The organism is Streptococcus alactolyticus, assembly GCF_042649785.1.
Lineage (GTDB): Bacteria > Bacillota > Bacilli > Lactobacillales > Streptococcaceae > Streptococcus > Streptococcus alactolyticus.
The window spans coordinates 93,529-109,890 of sequence record NZ_JBHRZX010000014.1; the positions used below are offsets into that span (position 1 = coordinate 93,529).

Here is a 16,362-nt window from a genome sequence, read left to right on the forward strand (position 1 = left end):
GATTCCTCTTTTCTATTAGTGTAGTGTGCTTTCTTTGCTTAAATCCCTAACCTTGTGGTCTAAGGGTTCAAACGGAACTTCCTCTGTTTTGAGGGGGTCAATGTGGTAATGCCACCAACGTTCATCTGACTCCTTATCCGCCAGGTATTGCCAGTTCTTGTGTTTCAAGGGGAAGAACTTTTTCTCCTTAAAAACAGGTACCCCTGCTATTCTCACCAAGCACTCATCACGTTTCATGTTTCCAACTTCATCAGGGGTCATGAGATCCCTTGCGATTTTCTGATGAGACGTTGACCCAGACCCTGTTTGGCCATACGACCGACTGGTACTTCTCACATCAATGGTTTGTTTGCCTAAGAGACCACTCATGAACTTGAAGGTCTCTTCATCATTTCCTCCAAGATAAAGCAAACTGTCACAGTTTCCTAGAATGGTTTTCCAAGCCTCTTTCTCCTTATAGATCCCTTGAAGTTGGGCAATGTTTTGAAGAATGGGTACGAGACTCATGTTCCGTGAGCGAACTGTTGAGGTTTGTTCCGCAAAGTCTGGAATTTCGCCGACATTCGCAAATTCATCTAAATAACTTCTCACGTGGATAGGTAGTTGTCCCTTAAAGTCCACATCAGCTTGTCTCGTTAAGGTTGAAAAGACGGTGGAGAAAAAAAGGGCTGAGAGAAACCTAAAGGTGGTGTCATTATCTGGAATAACGAGATAGACCATGGTTTTCTGCGTCCCCCATGTTTTTAAGTCCAAGGTGTCACGTTTGGTTAAATCAATGACAGATTGGATATTAAAGAGGGAAAACTTAGCTGTTGTGACGGCAATGACAGAATCCAAGGTCTTATCCTTGTAGTTTTGGAAGTCTGCCCAGTTACGCATGGTGAAGTTTTCTGTCCCATATGTCTTGGCATAGGTCTCAAACATCACTTCTAAGACACTCTTATCTTGATTTTCTCCTTTGGATAAGAGCTTGATGAGTTTTCCGATTTCTGAAAAGGCTGGGTAGCGGCCTCGCTTACGGCGACTGTCTGCTTCTTCTTTGGTACTGCCTGGAGGATTGTAAAAATCCACCAAGTAAGATGAAATAGCACGGACTAAGGTCATGGAAGCTTCATCCCAAAAGGGATCACTGCGACTACCATTGCCTTTGGTATTATTGAAATAGACCGTAAGCATACGGTTCAAATCATTCTCCGTTTCCACATAACGAAAAGGATTAAAACCATCTGAGTTTGTCATGTTTACAAGGTCTAAGACCTTGACCTGATAGCCATTCTCTAAAAAGAGCTTCCCTGTCTTTTCTGCTAAGTGATCCTTAGGGTCAACGACAATATTGGAACAGTTGAGTTGAATCAGATTGGGTTTGACAAACCGAAAGGTCTTCCCGCTACCAGACCCACCAATAACCACAAGGTTCTTATTTCGGTCAAATTGTGGGGCTTTCTTTTCTAACAGGGTTAGCCTAACATTTCGTGACAAGATGGTGTCATTAAAGGGATTCTTACTGAGAAAGGCTTTACGCTCACGATTGTTTCCAAAGCGAGCAGAACCATACTCCGCCCCTTCTCGGTAAACCTTTTGACCAGTTGAGACATAAAGATAGACTAGGCCCATTGTCACAAATCCAAAGCAAAAGCCCAAAACTGATTTACCTGTAAAGTTGCCATTCCACAAGGGATTTAAGACCTGATTCTGTCCCTCTCCTAAGAGATAGACAAGACGTTCCAAGGGCGGTTGATTAGGAAGACTATCGTAAAGCAAGACTATCCTATGGCAGAAATAGCCAAGAGCAAGCCCTAAAATACCAAAGATAAAAACTTTTTTCCCTGAGACCATTAGAGAATGACCTCCTTTGTTTTCACAGCAGAGGGTTCTGACATCACAACCTGTTCCTTGGCTTGTGCGATTTCCTCATCAAGGGTTTTATCTATAGTTAGCCCTTTCAGTTTTTCTGGATTGGAAACGAGCTTTTGAAGTAACTCATCTAAGTGCTTGTCTAAGAGCGACTTATCTTTAGCATAGAAATGAAGGTAATCTCCTTGCCAACTAATGGCAATAGGAAGGTTTTCTGATTCCACCAATTCCTTGAATTTCTCGACATCCACGAGTTTATCCAAAATATCTTTTGAGATGTTCAGCGACTCAATGGCATATGGACTTTGCAGGAGTTCTTCTAACTTTTGAACCCCAACTTTATAAGCCGAGTCTTGTGCTAGGGCGTGTCTGGCTGACAACTCTAAGAGTTTGAGAAGCACCTTTACCGTAAACATGGTACTACGTTCTGCATATTGAATCGCTTGGCGTTCCTGTTGTTCGGATGACATCATTCCCTCCTTTATATGATTCCCCATCAAAACAATAGGGTGCTTTCATGATACGAAAGCACCCTTGATTTTGGTATCACAATAAAGATAGGAAAAAGACGATTCCATTCCAAGACAGGTGAATAAGTGTGGACGTCAAACAGTCTGTTTGTCCTCTCACCACACCAAGTGTGAGACCTAAACTCCCATAAAGAACCCAAGTGATTAAACTAGAGGGGTGATGAGCTGAGGCAAAGAGAAAACTCGTTAACAAAACTTGAACCACTGGTTGAGACAAGACTCCCCACAACACCTCTCTATAAAAGACTTCTTCCACAACACTGGCATTAAGGAGAAAGAGAATGAAAGACAACATTGGTACTTGGCCTTGAACAGTCACTAACGTCTCTTGATTTACCTCACTGCCTAAAAACATGGCACTCATGATAAGTGCCAGACTTACCATGACACCTAGACTACCAAGTACCCAAAGCCCTCTCTCCTTCAAGGATAGGTTTCTTTTCGGGAACTTAAACCTTTTCCAGCTCCACAATAGCAGGGCTAGAAACGTCACTTGTAAAACCGTTAGCCATGCCCTATTTAGCCAACCAACCAAGTGCACACTCACAAGGAAGACATTGACATGAATGGCTCCGTACATCACTAATAGTCGTTTCATCGCTATCTCCTCAACAAGTCTTCATAGTCAATCTCTAAGACGCTCACAATTTTCTCCACCCATTTGCTTTGTGGCATGAGACGATGAGATTTGTAGTGGCGAAAGGTTTGGTAGAGGCGCTTAAACTCACTAGGGTAGACGTATTGGCCCTTAAACATCTGTCGAGCAAGGTCAGCCCATGACAGTCCTTTTTCCATAACGATAATTTCCAAATTTTCCCAAAAACGGTCGTTCATAACTCCTCCTTATGTCGCCAAGTCCTTAAAAAGATGTTCACGAAAGGAAACCACTTTTTGACTTCTCGGAAGAAAGGTCCTTGCTTCTTCTAAACTCATATCGGGATACACGTTATCCTCACAAACCACAATTGGGAGACGAAGATTCTGGTCAGGTTTCCGTAGAACTAACGTCACTAACTCACTCAATTTCATCTCTCTATGACCTTTAAATCGTTGTAGCGAGGGGGATAAGAGCGTAAAACAATCACTGCTTTTGGTAAACAAGCTCAATAAGTCTTCACGTGACAGGTTACCCACTTCTTTACTGGAGTAGGAAATACCATGCGAGTCACAAAAAGAAAGTAGTTTTTGATTCCGACTGGTGTTTCTACTTAAATAGATTTCTAACATCGTATCCTCCTACACAGATAGCTCCTTCTCTAATGCTTGAGTTGGTGGGGTAAACACCTTACTCATATCAATAGGCGACCTGCCTTCACCAAAGCACTTTACTGTAATCAGTGTAGTCAATAAACCATCTTTTCCATTTGCCATATAATGTTGACCAAATGCCCTAAAGGCGAGATCGTTCTCATCCGTTAGATAAGTATCAACACCATTTTTGATGTCTTGGGTTTCAATAAACTCAAAAATACGGTGTAAGTTGGACTCATAAGCTAACGGATAATTCATTTCTTTGTGGTAGTCATCTTCAAAAGTAACATCAATGTCACAATCATAATTGGGTAAAGAAGCAATCATTTCCGAAAATCTCTTCACCTCTGCTTGATGTATGGCTTCTTCTAGCTCCGTGCAGTTCCTAATACTTTTACTATGTAATAATTTCATGTTCTTCTTCCTCTTCAATCTTTCTAAATTCTCTAGCAATGGCCTCGATAACGGTGACGGTCACGCTATTGCCTGCTTGTTTATACAACTGACTTTTACTTGAAACACTTTCTGCCCTCTTAAAAGCCCAGTCAGGAAATCCTTGTAACCTAAAACACTCTCTTGGGGTTAGGCGTCTGATTCTCAAACGATACAGTTTTCCATCTAGGATTATTCCAGTCACTTCATACCACTTGTCCTTACGGTACTCCAAAGCAGCAACAACCACTCCCATATTGTCAGAAGTGGTTAAGGTATTAGAAATCCCCTTTCCCACTCGACCTCTACGTTTGGTAGACTCTGGGTAAGCAAGGTTGACAGAATCTCCCACTATTGCCTTGGCATACCCTAGTTTAGTCGCTTCCCTATAAATCTAAAAACTTCATGTCTCACATTCCTTTCTGACAAAACTAAAAGGACCTTACTTCTTGCGTAACGTCCTTTCTTAACAATGATCTTCCATTTCTGGAGCAGTGATAAGTTCAAAAATTAACCAAATCATTCCTAATCCCCAAATACCTAATAATATCCACCAAAACATCTTACTCACCCCCTTTTAGTTCTTTTAAACGTTGTACCTTGGTCCATTCGGATAAGACGCCATTAAAGACGTATTCCGCTATCGTTTCTGCCCTGTCCGCAAACCTCATATTCTCTAAAGCGTACTGATACCGATGATCAAAATAAATCATGGCATAATCACTAGCAGCCTGTGATAAACCAACTTGTCTCAACTGATCATGTACCAAGCCCCAAATGTAATCTCTATCGTATCTTGTGACTCGGTCTACTTTACGTTGAAAATTGTCATTGTCACATTTCTTACTTGTTTGACTTTCTGTCTCCTCCTCGTCCTCAATGACTGACTCACTCTCTTTAGTTTCACTCATATCAGTCTCACTAACTTCAGTCTCACTAGTGGCTGAATTTAAGACTGGCCCCGGCTGATTTTGACACCCCCCTAGTGTTTTTTGAACACTACCCCCGTCTGAATTTGAGACTGGGGTAGGTTCATGTTCCAACTCCCCCAAGTAAATCTTATTGGCCATTCGTCCTTTTTCACTGGAAGATTGTTGGACTTCATCTATCAAGCCGTACTCTCGCAACGTTTTCTTAATAGCCAACAACTTAGACTTGGAACAGCCAAGTAGTGCCATGAGTTTTGAGTTGGAATATACCAGATAAATAGCCCCATCTTCATCTATCCACCCTCTACTTAATGACAATTCCAAACGATCTTTTAGAACAGCATAAGCGACCTTAACCTCAAGCTTCATATCCTTGTAGTACTCACTCTCAAACAAGAGTTTAGGGAGCTTATAATAACGCTCTGACGTTTGATAGTGATTAGCGGTGATACGTTTCATGATTGTCCCTCCAACACTAACAGACCAACATTCCCCATGTCATCAAACTGGATTAAGCCAGACTCTTCCATCTCACCAACTATCCATGTCGCTTTCTCAATATCGATTCCCATGATAGCCATGAGATGACACATCACAATTTGTCGTGATGACTGTTCATTCTTTTGCATGATTTTCCTCCTGAGAATAAAAAAAGCGAGAACACTTATTAAAATGTTCTCGAGAAATTCTAGGCACCAAACTAGGCACCAAAAATTGATTATTTTTGCGAATTATTGCTAAACACTACAATTACTTACCAAAGAAAAAAATAGTAAAAGCCCTGATAAATCAAGGCTTTTGGGCTATATTTCCTATTTTTTGATTTTGCAATTCCACGTGGCTCCCATTCAACCATTGAATAGTAGCCATATAACATCTTCCTTTCTGTGATACTGTTTATCGTATGCAGTTGCATTAAGGCTCAAAAAGCCCTAAACCGTTCTTTATTATACCATAAATTGCCTCCAATGACGGTGAAAACCAGTTGCATAGCTATTGTCCCAAGGAAATCCCTTGTCTTTCTTGACTATCTAAGGCGAATGCACTACAATGAAGTCACATAGCAAAGGAGATAACATGAACGATTATCAAGAAATGACAGTTAAGACTTATTTGACAGAACGCTTGGACGATAAAATCAACAGCTACCAAAAGAAGAGCCATTTTCATCGTGCTTGGTTTATTGTCTTTAAGGTCATTCAAATCATTGTTCTGGCTTTAGTACCGATTTTGGCTAGTCTACCTATTCCTTGCTTTAAATTGCTTGCGGTCATCGCTTCATCCCTTGTGTTAGTTCTTGAAGCCTTGCTTGCCGTATTCAATCACCAAAATAGATGGCGCCTTTACCAAGAAATGGCGGATGCATTAGCTTCTGAAAAATTCGCCTTTGTCACTAGGGCTGGTATTTACAAAGACAAATCAGACGATGAGTGTTTTGCCCTTCTTGTAGAACGTTGCGAACACCAAATGATAACAAGAGTTTAAAAAAGAGAGTGCTAAACTCTCTTTTTTGCTTACATGAGTTCGTTGAAATCCCAAACTTCTGTCCAACCTTCATAAAAATCAGGCTCGTGACACACCATCAAAATGCTGCCTTTATAGGCTTGTAAGGCGCGTTTGAGTTCGTCCTTGGCATCAACATCCAAGTGGTTAGTTGGCTCGTCCAGAACAAGCACATTATTTTCACGGTTTATCAAGAGACAAAAACGCACTTTGGCTTGCTCCCCACCTGACAAAACTTGGATTTGGCTTTCAATGTGTTTTGACGTTAATCCACAGCGAGCAAGGGCTGCACGCACTTCAGCTTGGTTGAGCGCTGGAAAAGCTTCCCACACGGCTTCAAGTGGGGTTTGGCGATTGCCTGAGGCGACTTCTTGCTCGAAATAGCCTAATTCGATGTAATCCCCACGTTCCACACTGCCTGAAAGCGGCGGAATAATACCCAAGAGGCTCTTAAGTAGGGTGGTTTTTCCGATACCGTTTGCTCCGATGATAGCCACTTTTTGATTGCGTTCAAAGGTCAAATTGAGCGGCTTAGTCAAAGGACGGTCGTAACCAATCTCTAAATCATGCGTTTGGAAAATGAAACGGCTTGGCGTCCGTGATTCTTTGAATTCAAAAGATGGTTTTGGCTTTTCAGCCTGCAATTCGATGCGCTCCATTTTGTCCAATTTTTTCTGACGGGACATGGCCATGTTTCGAGTGGCCACACGCGCTTTGTTGCGGTTGACAAAATCTTGCAAATCAGCAATTTCCTTTTGTTGGCGCTCATAAGCTGCTTCCAACTGAGCTTTTTTCATGGCATAAACCGCTTGGAAATTGTCATAATCACCCGTGTAACGTACCAAATCATGATTTTCCACATGGTAAACGATATTAATCACGTCATTTAAAAATGGAATATCGTGTGAAATCAAGACAAAGGCATTTTCATAATTTTGCAAGTAACGTTTCAACCACTCGATATGCTCGGCATCAAGGTAGTTGGTCGGCTCGTCCAAAAGTAAAATATCAGGTTTTTCAAGCAAAAGTTTAGCCAAGAGGACCTTGGTCCGTTGACCACCTGAGAGTTCTGTCACGTCTGACTCCATGCCAAAATCCATAACACCAAGGGCACGCGCCACCTCGTCAATTTTCGCGTCTAAGGTGTAAAAATCACGGGATTCTAGGCGGTCTTGCAATTCTCCAACTTCTTCCATGAGGGCATCCACATCTGCTCCCTCGTCTGCCATAGACAGGTAAATGGCATTGATGCGTTCTTCGGTTTTAAACAGTTCATCAAAAGCTGTTCGCAACACGTCACGCACTGTCATACCTGCTTCAAGAACCGTGTGTTGGTCCAAATAACCAGCTGTCACGTATTTTGACCATTCGACCTTGCCTTCATCAGGTTGCAAGTGCCCAGTGACGATGCTCATAAAGGTAGATTTCCCCTCACCATTGGCACCAACCAGTCCAATATGCTCTCCTTTCAACAGACGAAAAGACACGTCCTCAAAAATGGTACGCTCGCCAAAACCATGGCTTAAATGTTTAACTTCTAAAATACTCATTACTCGTAAACTTTCATTATTTTTTCATTTGACATGGGTTTCGTCAAACGAATCTTTTCAATTATAGCATGACTTTAAATCTGAAATCAATGACTTCTTCTTAAAACCGCATAGGAAAAGCCCTCGTTTCGAGGGCTTATGTTGTTAATTTGAAACTGTACAAGTTTGCGTGTGTTGGCGAGCAAAGACTTGTTTTAGCAAAGGATAGAGAATCGGAACAGCGATGATGGTAACCAAAGCCGAACCAAAAGTGCCACCGATTTTAACCACAGCTGTCAAGAAAGCAACTTGGAGATTGAGTCCGCCAACCAGACTGTTGATGAGGGTGTATTTGATGAGGTTGCTGATGATTTTAGTCAAAGCAGCTACGACACCAACGACAATCACATTGCGCGTGGTGTCTTTGGATTGCATTAGTCCTTCAAAAACCAAGTGAAGAACGGCACAGACAATCAAAGATTCTAAAATGGTAATCCAGACTTCTGCAGCGTAGCCATTGAGAACATCAAACAAGCCAAGCCCAACGGCAGCTACCAAGGCGCCTAAGCGTGACCCATAAAGCAAAACGGCGACAACGACTAAGGCATTTCCAAAATGAACGAATTGGGCACCCATAGGGATACGCAAACATTGAACGCTGACAAAGATTAAGGCAGCATAAAGACTGAGTTCGACAAGTTGACGTGTGGTGAGATGTTTCATTCCTTTTCCTCCTTTAAAACCATCAAACGACTCGCTAAATAGCCCAAATAAGGCTCATAGCACAGCCCCCATTTGATATCACGCTCTAGCTCTAAGGTCAGTGACAAGATCTTATCAATGATATCAAGTGCTAATGTGGCAACAGCATCCAAAGATAAACCATGAAAATATCCAGCGGCTAAGATAGCACTTAAAACATCACCCGTCCCAAAGAAATTCTGCGGGTAGGCTTTGGCAAAATGATACGAAACACTCGCCTTTTCCCTATCCCAATGAGCCAAACCGATGCTTCCGGCCTCAAAAGACACTCCTGTCAAAATAATATGCTTATTGTTCAAGGGAGTTAGTTGCGTCAACAAGTGCTCGATAGCCTCTTGGTCATAAGCATCACCAAGATAAGGCACATCAGCTAACAAGCAAGCTTCCGTGAGATTGGGCGTGATGATATCAGCCTCTTGGCAAAAAGCACGCATGGCTGCCACAAAACTCTGCTCATACCCAGCATACAACCGTCCATTATCCGCCATAATAGGGTCTACAAAACGCACTAAACCTTTTTGAGAAGCAAAATCAGCTATTTGTTGCAACTGTTCTGGTGACTTGACGTATCCTGTCATTAACCCGTCTGCTTGAAAGGGAAGCTGACGCCATTGGCTGAGAAAGCCTGCTGTCGCATCGGTTAAATCGGTGATGCTAATGTTCTCAAAGCCACCCGTATGCGAGGACAAAAGAACGGTTGGCAAGGGAATGACTTCGATTTGGCAGGCTGACAAAATGGGGAGTGCTGCTGATAAAGCAACTTTGCCTAAACCGACAATATCATTCGCCACGATGAGTGATTTGGTAATGTGTGTCATGTGATAAAACCTTTTCATCCCTTCTCCAAAACTTAGAGAGGTTCAAGTGATGATATTATTGTAAGAAAATTCAGTTTATTATACAATAGAAACAATCAAAAACTGTATGGGGACAAAACATGACCAGTAAATACCAAGACATTATGGCTGACATCATTACTCAAATCGAATCTGGTGCCTTAAAAAAAGGGGATAAACTCCCCTCGATTCGTGCCATCAGCCAAAGCTACCAATGCAGCAAGGACACCGTGCAACGAGCTTTATTAGAATTAAAATTCAAACACTACATTTATGCCGTCAATAAAAGTGGCTATTATGTGCTGGAGGGTAAGAGTCAGCATGAGGACCGCCTCAATCTCAGTCTGAGCGACTACAATAACATTGCCTACGAAGATTTTACTGCTTGTTTGACGGAAACCTTGGTAAAGGGGCAAAATTACCTCTTTGACTACTACGCTCAGCAGCAAGGGCTAAAAGCCCTCATTCGCTCGCTCAAACAGTATTTGGAAAAAGGAAATATTTACGCCAAAGAAAGCGACATCTTGGTCACTTCAGGTACCCAACAAGCTCTCTACATTTTATCTCAAGTCCCATTTCCTAATGAGCAAGGTGTCATCCTTTTGGAGCAGCCGACCTATCACCGTATGATTGACTTGGTCGCCTCGCAAAATCTCCCCTACCAGACCATTGACCGTGATTTTAATGGTATTGATTTAGCTCGATTGGAACATCTATTTAAAACGCAGCCCATTAAATGTTTCTACACCATTTCGCGTTTTTCAAATCCTTTGGGCTTGTCCTACACGGCCAGCGAAAAACAAAAAATCGTGGACTTGGCTAAACGCTACAATGTTTACATCATTGAAGATGATTACATGGGCGATTTCACCAAATCCACTGATTTGCCTCTGCATTACTATGATACTTCGGGGCACGTTATTTATTTAAAATCTTTTTCAGCGACTATTTTCCCAGCGCTGCGTCTTGGCACGCTGGTGCTACCGCCAGAACTCATGCCGTCTTTTTTAAAACTCAAAAAACTAATGGACTACGACACCAACCTTATTATGCAAAAGGCGCTGTCTTTGTACTTGGACAATGGCATGTTTGACAAAAACCTCACCTATCTCAGCAAAGTCTTTCAAGAACAAGAGAACAAGTCAACGGAGCTTTTGACACGTTTTCCAAATATCCTGCATTTTAGCAGTTCATTGCAACATTTGGTTATTGAATTGCCTCAAAACAAGCATTTGGGCGAGCTGAAATTTACCAAACAGGTGGATTATCTCGAAAACAATTACCTAACCCAAGCCCCCAAGCGCTTTATTAAATTGCCTAATAACCAGCATTTGCCAAAAACGTTGAAAATGATTTTGAACTAATAACCTTCTAGTCCACCAAAATGGCCAAGGTTTGATAGGGTTTTAGCGTGATCGTGTCTGATAAAGCCTCTTCAGGGTAATTGCTTAGCAACACGCGCCCTTCTTGGTAAGCTTTTGGCAAGGGCACTTTAACCGTTTTAGCAAAGAAGTTATTGCAAACTAATAGACGTTGCTTGCCGTACTGACGTTCAAAAGCGTAGATGTAAGGATTATCTTGGTAAGCGGACTGATAGCTACCCTCAGCAATGATTGGCAGTATTTTTCTGAGCGCAATCAATTCTTGGTAGAAGGTAAAAATCGGTCCACTTTTTTCTTTGGCAACATTGATGTCACGGTAGGTTTTTCCGACTTGTAACCAAGGTTGACCAGTTGAAAAACCAGCGTTTTCCTCGTCATTCCACTGCATCGGGATACGGCTATTGTCCCGTGATTTCGCTTGAACAATGGCAAAGGCTTGGGATTCTGTCTTACCTGCCGAGCGCAAGGCTTGATAAGCATTGATACTCTCTACATCGACGTAGTTAGCCATGCTCTCATAATCAGGGTCCAACATACAAATTTCTTCGCCCATGTAGATGTAAGGCGTCCCGCGAGATAAATGAATCTATGCGGCAAGCATAGTTGCTCCTTCATTGCGGAAATGCTCGACGTCCACAAAACGGTTCAACGCGCGTGGTTGGTCATGATTGTTCCAAAACAGGGCTGACCAGCCGCCACCCTCACTCATCTCTTCACCCCAAGTATGGAACAAGGTTTTGAGTTCTGCAAAATCAAAGGGCTTCAAGGTCCATTTTTGCCCTTGGTCGTAATCCACTTTGAGGTGGTGGAAATTGAAAACCATGTCCAATTCATGACTGTTTGGATTGCTGTATTGAATGCAGTTTGGAATATCCGTGAAACTCATTTCGCCAACTGTCATGCTATCTGAATCTTGTCCAAAAGTGGCTTGATTGAGCATTTTTAGGTAGTCGTGCGCAATCGGACGGTCAGTGTATTCAGGTTTGCCGTCAAATTGGTCATTGTCTTTTAGCACCTCGTCTTTACCAATCAAGTTAATGACATCAAAGCGGAAACATGTCACGCCTTTGTCACGCCAAAAATTTACCACCTTAAACAACTCTTTGCGCACATGAGGGTTGCGCCAATTCAAATCTGCTTGGGTCACATCAAACAAATGCAGGTAATATTTGCCCGTGTCCCCAAAAGGCGCCCAGGCATTGCCGCCGAATTTAGAGGCCCAGTTGGTCGGCTGATCCCGCAAGATAAAGAAATCTTGGTAATAGCGATCTCCCGCCAAAGCTTTTTGAAACCACTCATGCTCCGTCGAACAATGATTCAACACCATATCTAGCATAATATCAATACCGTGTGCCTTGCCTTTTTGAACCAAATCTTCAAAATCAGCCATGCTACCAAACAAGGGATTGACCGCGGTGTAATCTGAAATATCATATCCATTGTCACGCTGAGGGCTTGGATAGAAAGGGTTGAGCCAAATGACATCAACACCCAATTCTTCTAAATAAGGCAATTTTCTTATAATCCCGCGCAAATCGCCGACACCATTGCCTGTCGTGTCCTTATACGATTTTGGATAAATCTGATAAACGACTTTTTTCTTATCAAATACCACTTTTTGCTCCTTTATCACAATTTACTTGCTGTGAAAATCGTTTCCCCATGCGCAATATCACATGGTAATGCTCTTGTCACGTCTGTTTGGAAATCGTTTTGATTGGTTACAATGACAGGCGTTGTAACAGGGTAACCTGCTCCTTGAATCGTTTGAATGTCAAAACGAATTAAGACATCACCTGCCGACACTCGGTCACCTTGTTTCACTTCTGCCGTAAACCCTTTACCATCAAGGCTAACCGTATCCATCCCAATATGCATCAACAATTCTATGCCTTCGTCTGAAATCAGCCCCACCGCGTGTTTGCTTGGGAATAAAACAGACACTACACCGTCAATTGGGGCAACCAATTCCCCTTTGTCAGGTTCAATCACGATACCTTGCCCCATGACACCTTGAGAGAAGACAGGGTCTGGTGATTCGCTCAAGGGTTTTGCCGCTCCTGAAAGTGGGCTTTTTACTGTAACAACTGTTCCAGCAGGTGCTTCAGCATCTTTTTTCGCTTCAATAACGGCTTGAACTTGCGATTGTTCACTGGCTTTCAAATCATCTTCTGTCTTGGTCAAGAAACCTATTTTTTGGAATACCAAGCTCAAGACAAACGGTACCACGACGGCAATAACCATATTGATGGCAAATAAGCTCATGTATTTGGCTTGAATAGATAAAATCCCTGGAAGTCCACCAATACCAATGGCGTTGGCTGTAATGTTAAAGCTTGTACAAAATAGTCCTGCAATACCTGAACCAATCATACCCACCACAAATGGATAAATGTATTTCAAGCTGACCCCAAAAAGAGCTGGTTCCGTAACACCAAGATAAGCTGAAATAGCTGCTGGTAAGGAAATCTGCGCCTCACGTTCGTCATGACGATTCATCACATAAAAAGCCAAAACTGCTGAACCCTGTGCAATATTTGATAAGGCAATCATTGTCCAAAGCCCTGTGCCACCAGCATCCGCAATCAATTGGGTATCGATAGCGTTGGTCATGTGGTGCAAGCCTGTGATAACGAGTGGGGCATAAAGAGCACCAAAAATTGCTCCAAAGAGCCATTTCACAGGACCTGTCAAACCAGCAAGCACAACAGCTGAAATGCCTTTACCGATGGTCCAACCAACTGGTCCAAGTACTGTATTCGCCAAAATCAAAGCTGGAATCAAAGATAGAAAAGGCACAAAAATCATAGAAACCACTTCTGGAATGTGTTTGCGCCAGAAACGTTCTAGATAAGCCAGAGCCAAACCTGCCAAAAGCGCTGGAATGACTTGAGCTTGATAACCAATCATACGAACGGTGAAAAAACCAAAATCCCAAGTCCAGTTAGCGGCAATATCTGCCGCTGAGGTACTAGCCACACTGTACGCATTTAGCAATTGATTTGGTGAAATCAAACAAATTCCAAGGATAATCCCTAAAATTTGACTGGTTCCCATTTTCCGTGTGACCGATCATACAATCCCCACTGGTAAATAGTGGAAGATAGCCTCACCTGGTAACCACAAGAAAGCATTCACACCTGACCAAAATTGAGAGACTTCAACAATGGTTTTGCCATTTAGGGCTGACCACTGCACCCCTTCTAGGATATTTCGAAAACCTAAAATCAAACCACCAACGATAATCGCTGGAATAATTGGCGTGAAAATCTCTGCCATCATGGCCAAGGCACACTGAAGCCAATTTTGATTGCGTTGCGCTGCTGATTTAGCCGCTTCTTTTGAAACACCTTCAATACCAGAAATCGCTGTAAAATCATTATAAAAAATAGGAACGTCATTTCCAATAATCGCTTGAAATTGACCTGCATTGGTAAAGGTTCCCTTAACAGCAGGGATAGCTTCTAAACGCTCGACATCTGCCTTGCTGTCATCATCTAAAACAAAACGCATCCGAGTAGCACAATGTGTCACTGCCGCAATATTATCCTTCCCGCCGATTGCTTCTAGCATCTCGCGAGCTTCTTTTTCAAATTTTCCCATATCTCCTCGGTAAAACCGACTCCTTCGTTAGTCTATAAATAGTCGCTAGCTTTATTTACAAGGTTGTTGTAATCGTTTTCGGTATTGTATGCAAGTTGTTTGCTTCAAAAAAACCTAAAAATCCCTTGAAAAAAGATAAGTTGTATGGTATTTTAAAAACAAATCTATAAAACTGAGGAGTTTTTCCTAAAGAGCACATGAAAAAATACGAATATATTTTTAAAAAACTCGAACATGATATTAACGCTGGGGTCTATCAAGCTGGGGACTACCTTCCCACTGAAAATGAGTTGACCAAAACCTACCAAGTAAGCCGCGACACCATTCGTAAGGCTTTGGGGATTTTGGCTGAAGCTGGACTTATCAAGAAAATCCATGGATCAGGCTCCCAAGTGGTCAAAAATGATCCCATTGACTTTCCAGTGTCCAAACTAACCAGCTACAAAGAATTGGTGGATGCCCATCACATCACTTCTAAAACCAATGTTATCAGTATTGATAAACTGATTGTCGATGACACACTGGCTGCTCTCACAGGGTTTCAAAAAAATCACTTGGTTTGGCGGGTCATTCGCCAACGTGTGGTTGACGAGGTTGCTTCGGTGCTTGATATCGATTATTTAGACAAATCTCTCGTGCCTGACATGACACGAGAGATTGCTGAGGTGTCTATTTACGCTTATTTGGAAAAGCAACTGCACCTCAGCATTGCTTATGCGCAAAAAGAAATCACCATTGATCAGCTGACAGACCGTGATAAGCTCTTGCTAGATATTGGTCCTGAACACCATGTTGTGTCCGTCAAATCCAAGGTCTATCTGGCGGACAAGCGCCAATTTCAATTCACCGAAAGCAGACACAAGCTGGAGAAATTCCGTTTTGTTGATTTTGCCACACGGCACCACTGATTTCTTAAAAAGAGCAGCAAAAAAGTAGCAAATAACCCTGAAGTTGATCTGACCCCAAAAAGTTGGACAAGTAATTATTGAAAGGATTTAGTCCTGTATTGTACAGGGCTGAGTCCTTTTAGTTTTACTTGAATACGTTTGTTATTGTAATAATCTATGTAATCTATAATGGCTTGTTTAAGTTCATCTAGCGATTTGAATGTCTTCTCAAAGCCATAAAACATTTCTGATTTTAAGATACCAAAGAAGGATTCCATCATGTCATTGTCTGGGCTATTGCCTTTACGGGACATGAATGGACGAATTCCCTTTTGATTAAGAAATTCATGATAACATCGATGTTGGTATTGCCAACATTGGTCACTGTGGAGAATCGTATGATTATAATGGGTATCCGGAAAAGCTTGCGTTAACATTAGTCTGATCTGTTCTAAATTAGGCGAAGTTGATAGCTGGTAAGCGATAATCTCACTATTATAGCCATCTAAAACCGGAGATAAATACAGCTTTTGTGTGCTAGCTGGAATAGCAAATTCTGTGACATCTGTATAACATTTTTCATAGGGCTTTGAAGCTTCAAACTGACATTGGATGAGATTATCGGCTTTCTTACCAACTTCACCCTTGTAAGATGAATAGTGACGTTTGCGGCGAATGCGTGCCGTTACATTCATGAGTTTCATTAAGCGTTGTACTTTTTTGTGGTTGACCAAAAAGCCTTGATTTCTTAGTTCCAAAGTGATACGACGATAGCCATAATTACCTTTATGCTCATCATAAATCGTCTTGATTTTAGCTTTAAGAGCTTTGTTCTTGTCAAGCTTATTTTGCTGTTTCAAGTGG

15 protein-coding genes and 3 pseudogenes are annotated in these 16,362 nt (G+C 42.0%); 3 read left to right on the plus strand and 15 right to left on the minus strand.

What is annotated here, in order from left to right; translation table 11 throughout:
* Positions 1–15: 15 nt before the first annotated feature.
* The 9 genes and pseudogenes from ACFORE_RS04380 to ACFORE_RS04420 all read right to left on the minus strand — a co-directional run bounded on the left by ACFORE_RS04380 (position 16) and on the right by ACFORE_RS04420 (position 5,625).
* A complete protein-coding gene (locus tag ACFORE_RS04380) occupies positions 16–1,836 on the minus strand; it encodes a VirD4-like conjugal transfer protein, CD1115 family (protein WP_380434999.1) in 1,821 nt (606 codons plus the stop codon).
* Complete coding sequence (locus ACFORE_RS04385; protein ID WP_380435000.1) at positions 1,836–2,324, minus strand: hypothetical protein; 489 nt, start codon at positions 2,322–2,324, stop codon at positions 1,836–1,838. The genes ACFORE_RS04380 and ACFORE_RS04385 overlap by 1 nt, the downstream gene beginning before the upstream one ends.
* A gap of 76 nt (positions 2,325–2,400) precedes the next feature.
* On the minus strand, positions 2,401–2,982 hold the full coding sequence (locus tag ACFORE_RS04390) for a CPBP family intramembrane glutamic endopeptidase (protein WP_154454343.1): 582 nt from the start codon (positions 2,980–2,982) through the stop codon (positions 2,401–2,403).
* Positions 2,983–2,984: 2 nt separating this feature from the next.
* Complete coding sequence (locus ACFORE_RS04395) at positions 2,985–3,218, minus strand: transcriptional regulator (RefSeq protein ID WP_380435001.1); 234 nt, start codon at positions 3,216–3,218, stop codon at positions 2,985–2,987.
* 9 nt (positions 3,219–3,227) lie between these two features.
* Positions 3,228–3,611 carry a thioredoxin domain-containing protein gene (locus ACFORE_RS04400; RefSeq protein ID WP_154454345.1) on the minus strand — a complete coding sequence of 128 codons (384 nt, stop codon included), beginning with the start codon at positions 3,609–3,611 and terminating at the stop codon, positions 3,228–3,230.
* 9 nt (positions 3,612–3,620) lie between these two features.
* Positions 3,621–4,049 (minus strand): hypothetical protein, encoded by a 429-nt coding sequence (locus tag ACFORE_RS04405; RefSeq protein ID WP_294050016.1) that lies wholly within the window; start codon positions 4,047–4,049, stop codon positions 3,621–3,623.
* A pseudogene (locus ACFORE_RS04410) lies at positions 4,033–4,455 on the minus strand (DNA cytosine methyltransferase); the annotation flags it as partial. The gene ACFORE_RS04405 and the pseudogene ACFORE_RS04410, both read right to left, overlap by 17 nt.
* Positions 4,456–4,630: 175 nt before the next feature.
* The gene (locus ACFORE_RS04415) at positions 4,631–5,455 is read right to left on the minus strand and encodes a replication initiator protein A (protein WP_154454347.1); all 825 of its coding nucleotides are present in this window, start codon (positions 5,453–5,455) and stop codon (positions 4,631–4,633) included.
* Positions 5,452–5,625: a hypothetical protein gene (locus ACFORE_RS04420; RefSeq protein ID WP_006738653.1), complete on the minus strand. Its 174-nt coding sequence runs from the start codon at positions 5,623–5,625 to the stop codon at positions 5,452–5,454. Before ACFORE_RS04420 ends, ACFORE_RS04415 begins: the two co-directional genes overlap by 4 nt.
* 448 nt (positions 5,626–6,073) lie before the next feature.
* Here ACFORE_RS04420 and ACFORE_RS04425 point away from each other — a divergent pair, with 448 nt between their 5' ends.
* Positions 6,074–6,481 (plus strand): DUF4231 domain-containing protein, encoded by a 408-nt coding sequence (locus ACFORE_RS04425; RefSeq protein WP_154454348.1) that lies wholly within the window; start codon positions 6,074–6,076, stop codon positions 6,479–6,481.
* Between the two features lie 29 nt (positions 6,482–6,510).
* Here ACFORE_RS04425 and ACFORE_RS04430 read toward each other — a convergent pair whose 3' ends face one another.
* From ACFORE_RS04430 to ACFORE_RS04440, 3 genes are all read right to left on the minus strand, one after another.
* Positions 6,511–8,049, minus strand: coding sequence for an ABC-F family ATP-binding cassette domain-containing protein (locus ACFORE_RS04430; protein ID WP_235280710.1), 1,539 nt, complete (start codon positions 8,047–8,049; stop codon positions 6,511–6,513).
* Positions 8,050–8,193: 144 nt separating this feature from the next.
* On the minus strand, positions 8,194–8,751 hold the full coding sequence (locus ACFORE_RS04435) for an ECF transporter S component (RefSeq protein WP_235280709.1): 558 nt from the start codon (positions 8,749–8,751) through the stop codon (positions 8,194–8,196).
* On the minus strand, positions 8,748–9,608 hold the full coding sequence (locus tag ACFORE_RS04440; protein ID WP_380435005.1) for a pyridoxamine kinase: 861 nt from the start codon (positions 9,606–9,608) through the stop codon (positions 8,748–8,750). The genes ACFORE_RS04435 and ACFORE_RS04440 overlap by 4 nt, the downstream gene beginning before the upstream one ends.
* Before the next feature lie 119 nt (positions 9,609–9,727).
* Between ACFORE_RS04440 and ACFORE_RS04445 the strand changes: the two genes are divergently transcribed.
* Positions 9,728–10,990 carry an aminotransferase-like domain-containing protein gene (locus tag ACFORE_RS04445; RefSeq protein ID WP_154454351.1) on the plus strand — a complete coding sequence of 421 codons (1,263 nt, stop codon included), beginning with the start codon at positions 9,728–9,730 and terminating at the stop codon, positions 10,988–10,990.
* Positions 10,991–10,997: 7 nt separating this feature from the next.
* Here ACFORE_RS04445 and treC read toward each other — a convergent pair.
* Together treC and treP are read right to left on the minus strand one after the other, a co-directional pair.
* Positions 10,998–12,623, minus strand: a pseudogene (gene treC, locus ACFORE_RS04450) (alpha,alpha-phosphotrehalase).
* Between the two features lie 14 nt (positions 12,624–12,637).
* A pseudogene (gene treP / locus ACFORE_RS04455) lies at positions 12,638–14,611 on the minus strand (PTS system trehalose-specific EIIBC component).
* A gap of 197 nt (positions 14,612–14,808) precedes the next feature.
* On the opposite strand from treP, the gene treR reads away from it, so the two are divergent.
* Positions 14,809–15,519 (plus strand): trehalose operon repressor, encoded by a 711-nt coding sequence (gene treR, locus ACFORE_RS04460; protein ID WP_264879619.1) that lies wholly within the window; start codon positions 14,809–14,811, stop codon positions 15,517–15,519.
* A gap of 74 nt (positions 15,520–15,593) precedes the next feature.
* Here treR and ACFORE_RS04465 read toward each other — a convergent pair.
* Positions 15,594–16,362 (minus strand): IS3 family transposase (locus ACFORE_RS04465; RefSeq protein WP_380435002.1); only part of this gene is annotated, 769 nt, incomplete at its 5' end.

Coding starts and splice junctions, on each gene's coding strand:
- ACFORE_RS04420 (WP_006738653.1), bottom strand. CDS start 5,625: ATGCAAAAGAATGAACAGTCATCACGACAAATTGTGATGTGTCATCTC.
- ACFORE_RS04405 (WP_294050016.1), bottom strand. CDS start 4,049: ATGAAATTATTACATAGTAAAAGTATTAGGAACTGCACGGAGCTAGAA.
- ACFORE_RS04425 (WP_154454348.1), top strand. CDS start 6,074: ATGAACGATTATCAAGAAATGACAGTTAAGACTTATTTGACAGAACGC.
- ACFORE_RS04430 (WP_235280710.1), bottom strand. CDS start 8,049: ATGAGTATTTTAGAAGTTAAACATTTAAGCCATGGTTTTGGCGAGCGT.
- ACFORE_RS04440 (WP_380435005.1), bottom strand. CDS start 9,608: ATGACACACATTACCAAATCACTCATCGTGGCGAATGATATTGTCGGT.
- ACFORE_RS04390 (WP_154454343.1), bottom strand. CDS start 2,982: ATGAAACGACTATTAGTGATGTACGGAGCCATTCATGTCAATGTCTTC.
- treR (WP_264879619.1), top strand. CDS start 14,809: ATGAAAAAATACGAATATATTTTTAAAAAACTCGAACATGATATTAAC.
- ACFORE_RS04395 (WP_380435001.1), bottom strand. CDS start 3,218: ATGAACGACCGTTTTTGGGAAAATTTGGAAATTATCGTTATGGAAAAA.
- ACFORE_RS04400 (WP_154454345.1), bottom strand. CDS start 3,611: ATGTTAGAAATCTATTTAAGTAGAAACACCAGTCGGAATCAAAAACTA.
- ACFORE_RS04380 (WP_380434999.1), bottom strand. CDS start 1,836: ATGGTCTCAGGGAAAAAAGTTTTTATCTTTGGTATTTTAGGGCTTGCT.
- ACFORE_RS04415 (WP_154454347.1), bottom strand. CDS start 5,455: ATGAAACGTATCACCGCTAATCACTATCAAACGTCAGAGCGTTATTAT.
- ACFORE_RS04435 (WP_235280709.1), bottom strand. CDS start 8,751: ATGAAACATCTCACCACACGTCAACTTGTCGAACTCAGTCTTTATGCT.
- ACFORE_RS04385 (WP_380435000.1), bottom strand. CDS start 2,324: ATGTCATCCGAACAACAGGAACGCCAAGCGATTCAATATGCAGAACGT.
- ACFORE_RS04445 (WP_154454351.1), top strand. CDS start 9,728: ATGACCAGTAAATACCAAGACATTATGGCTGACATCATTACTCAAATC.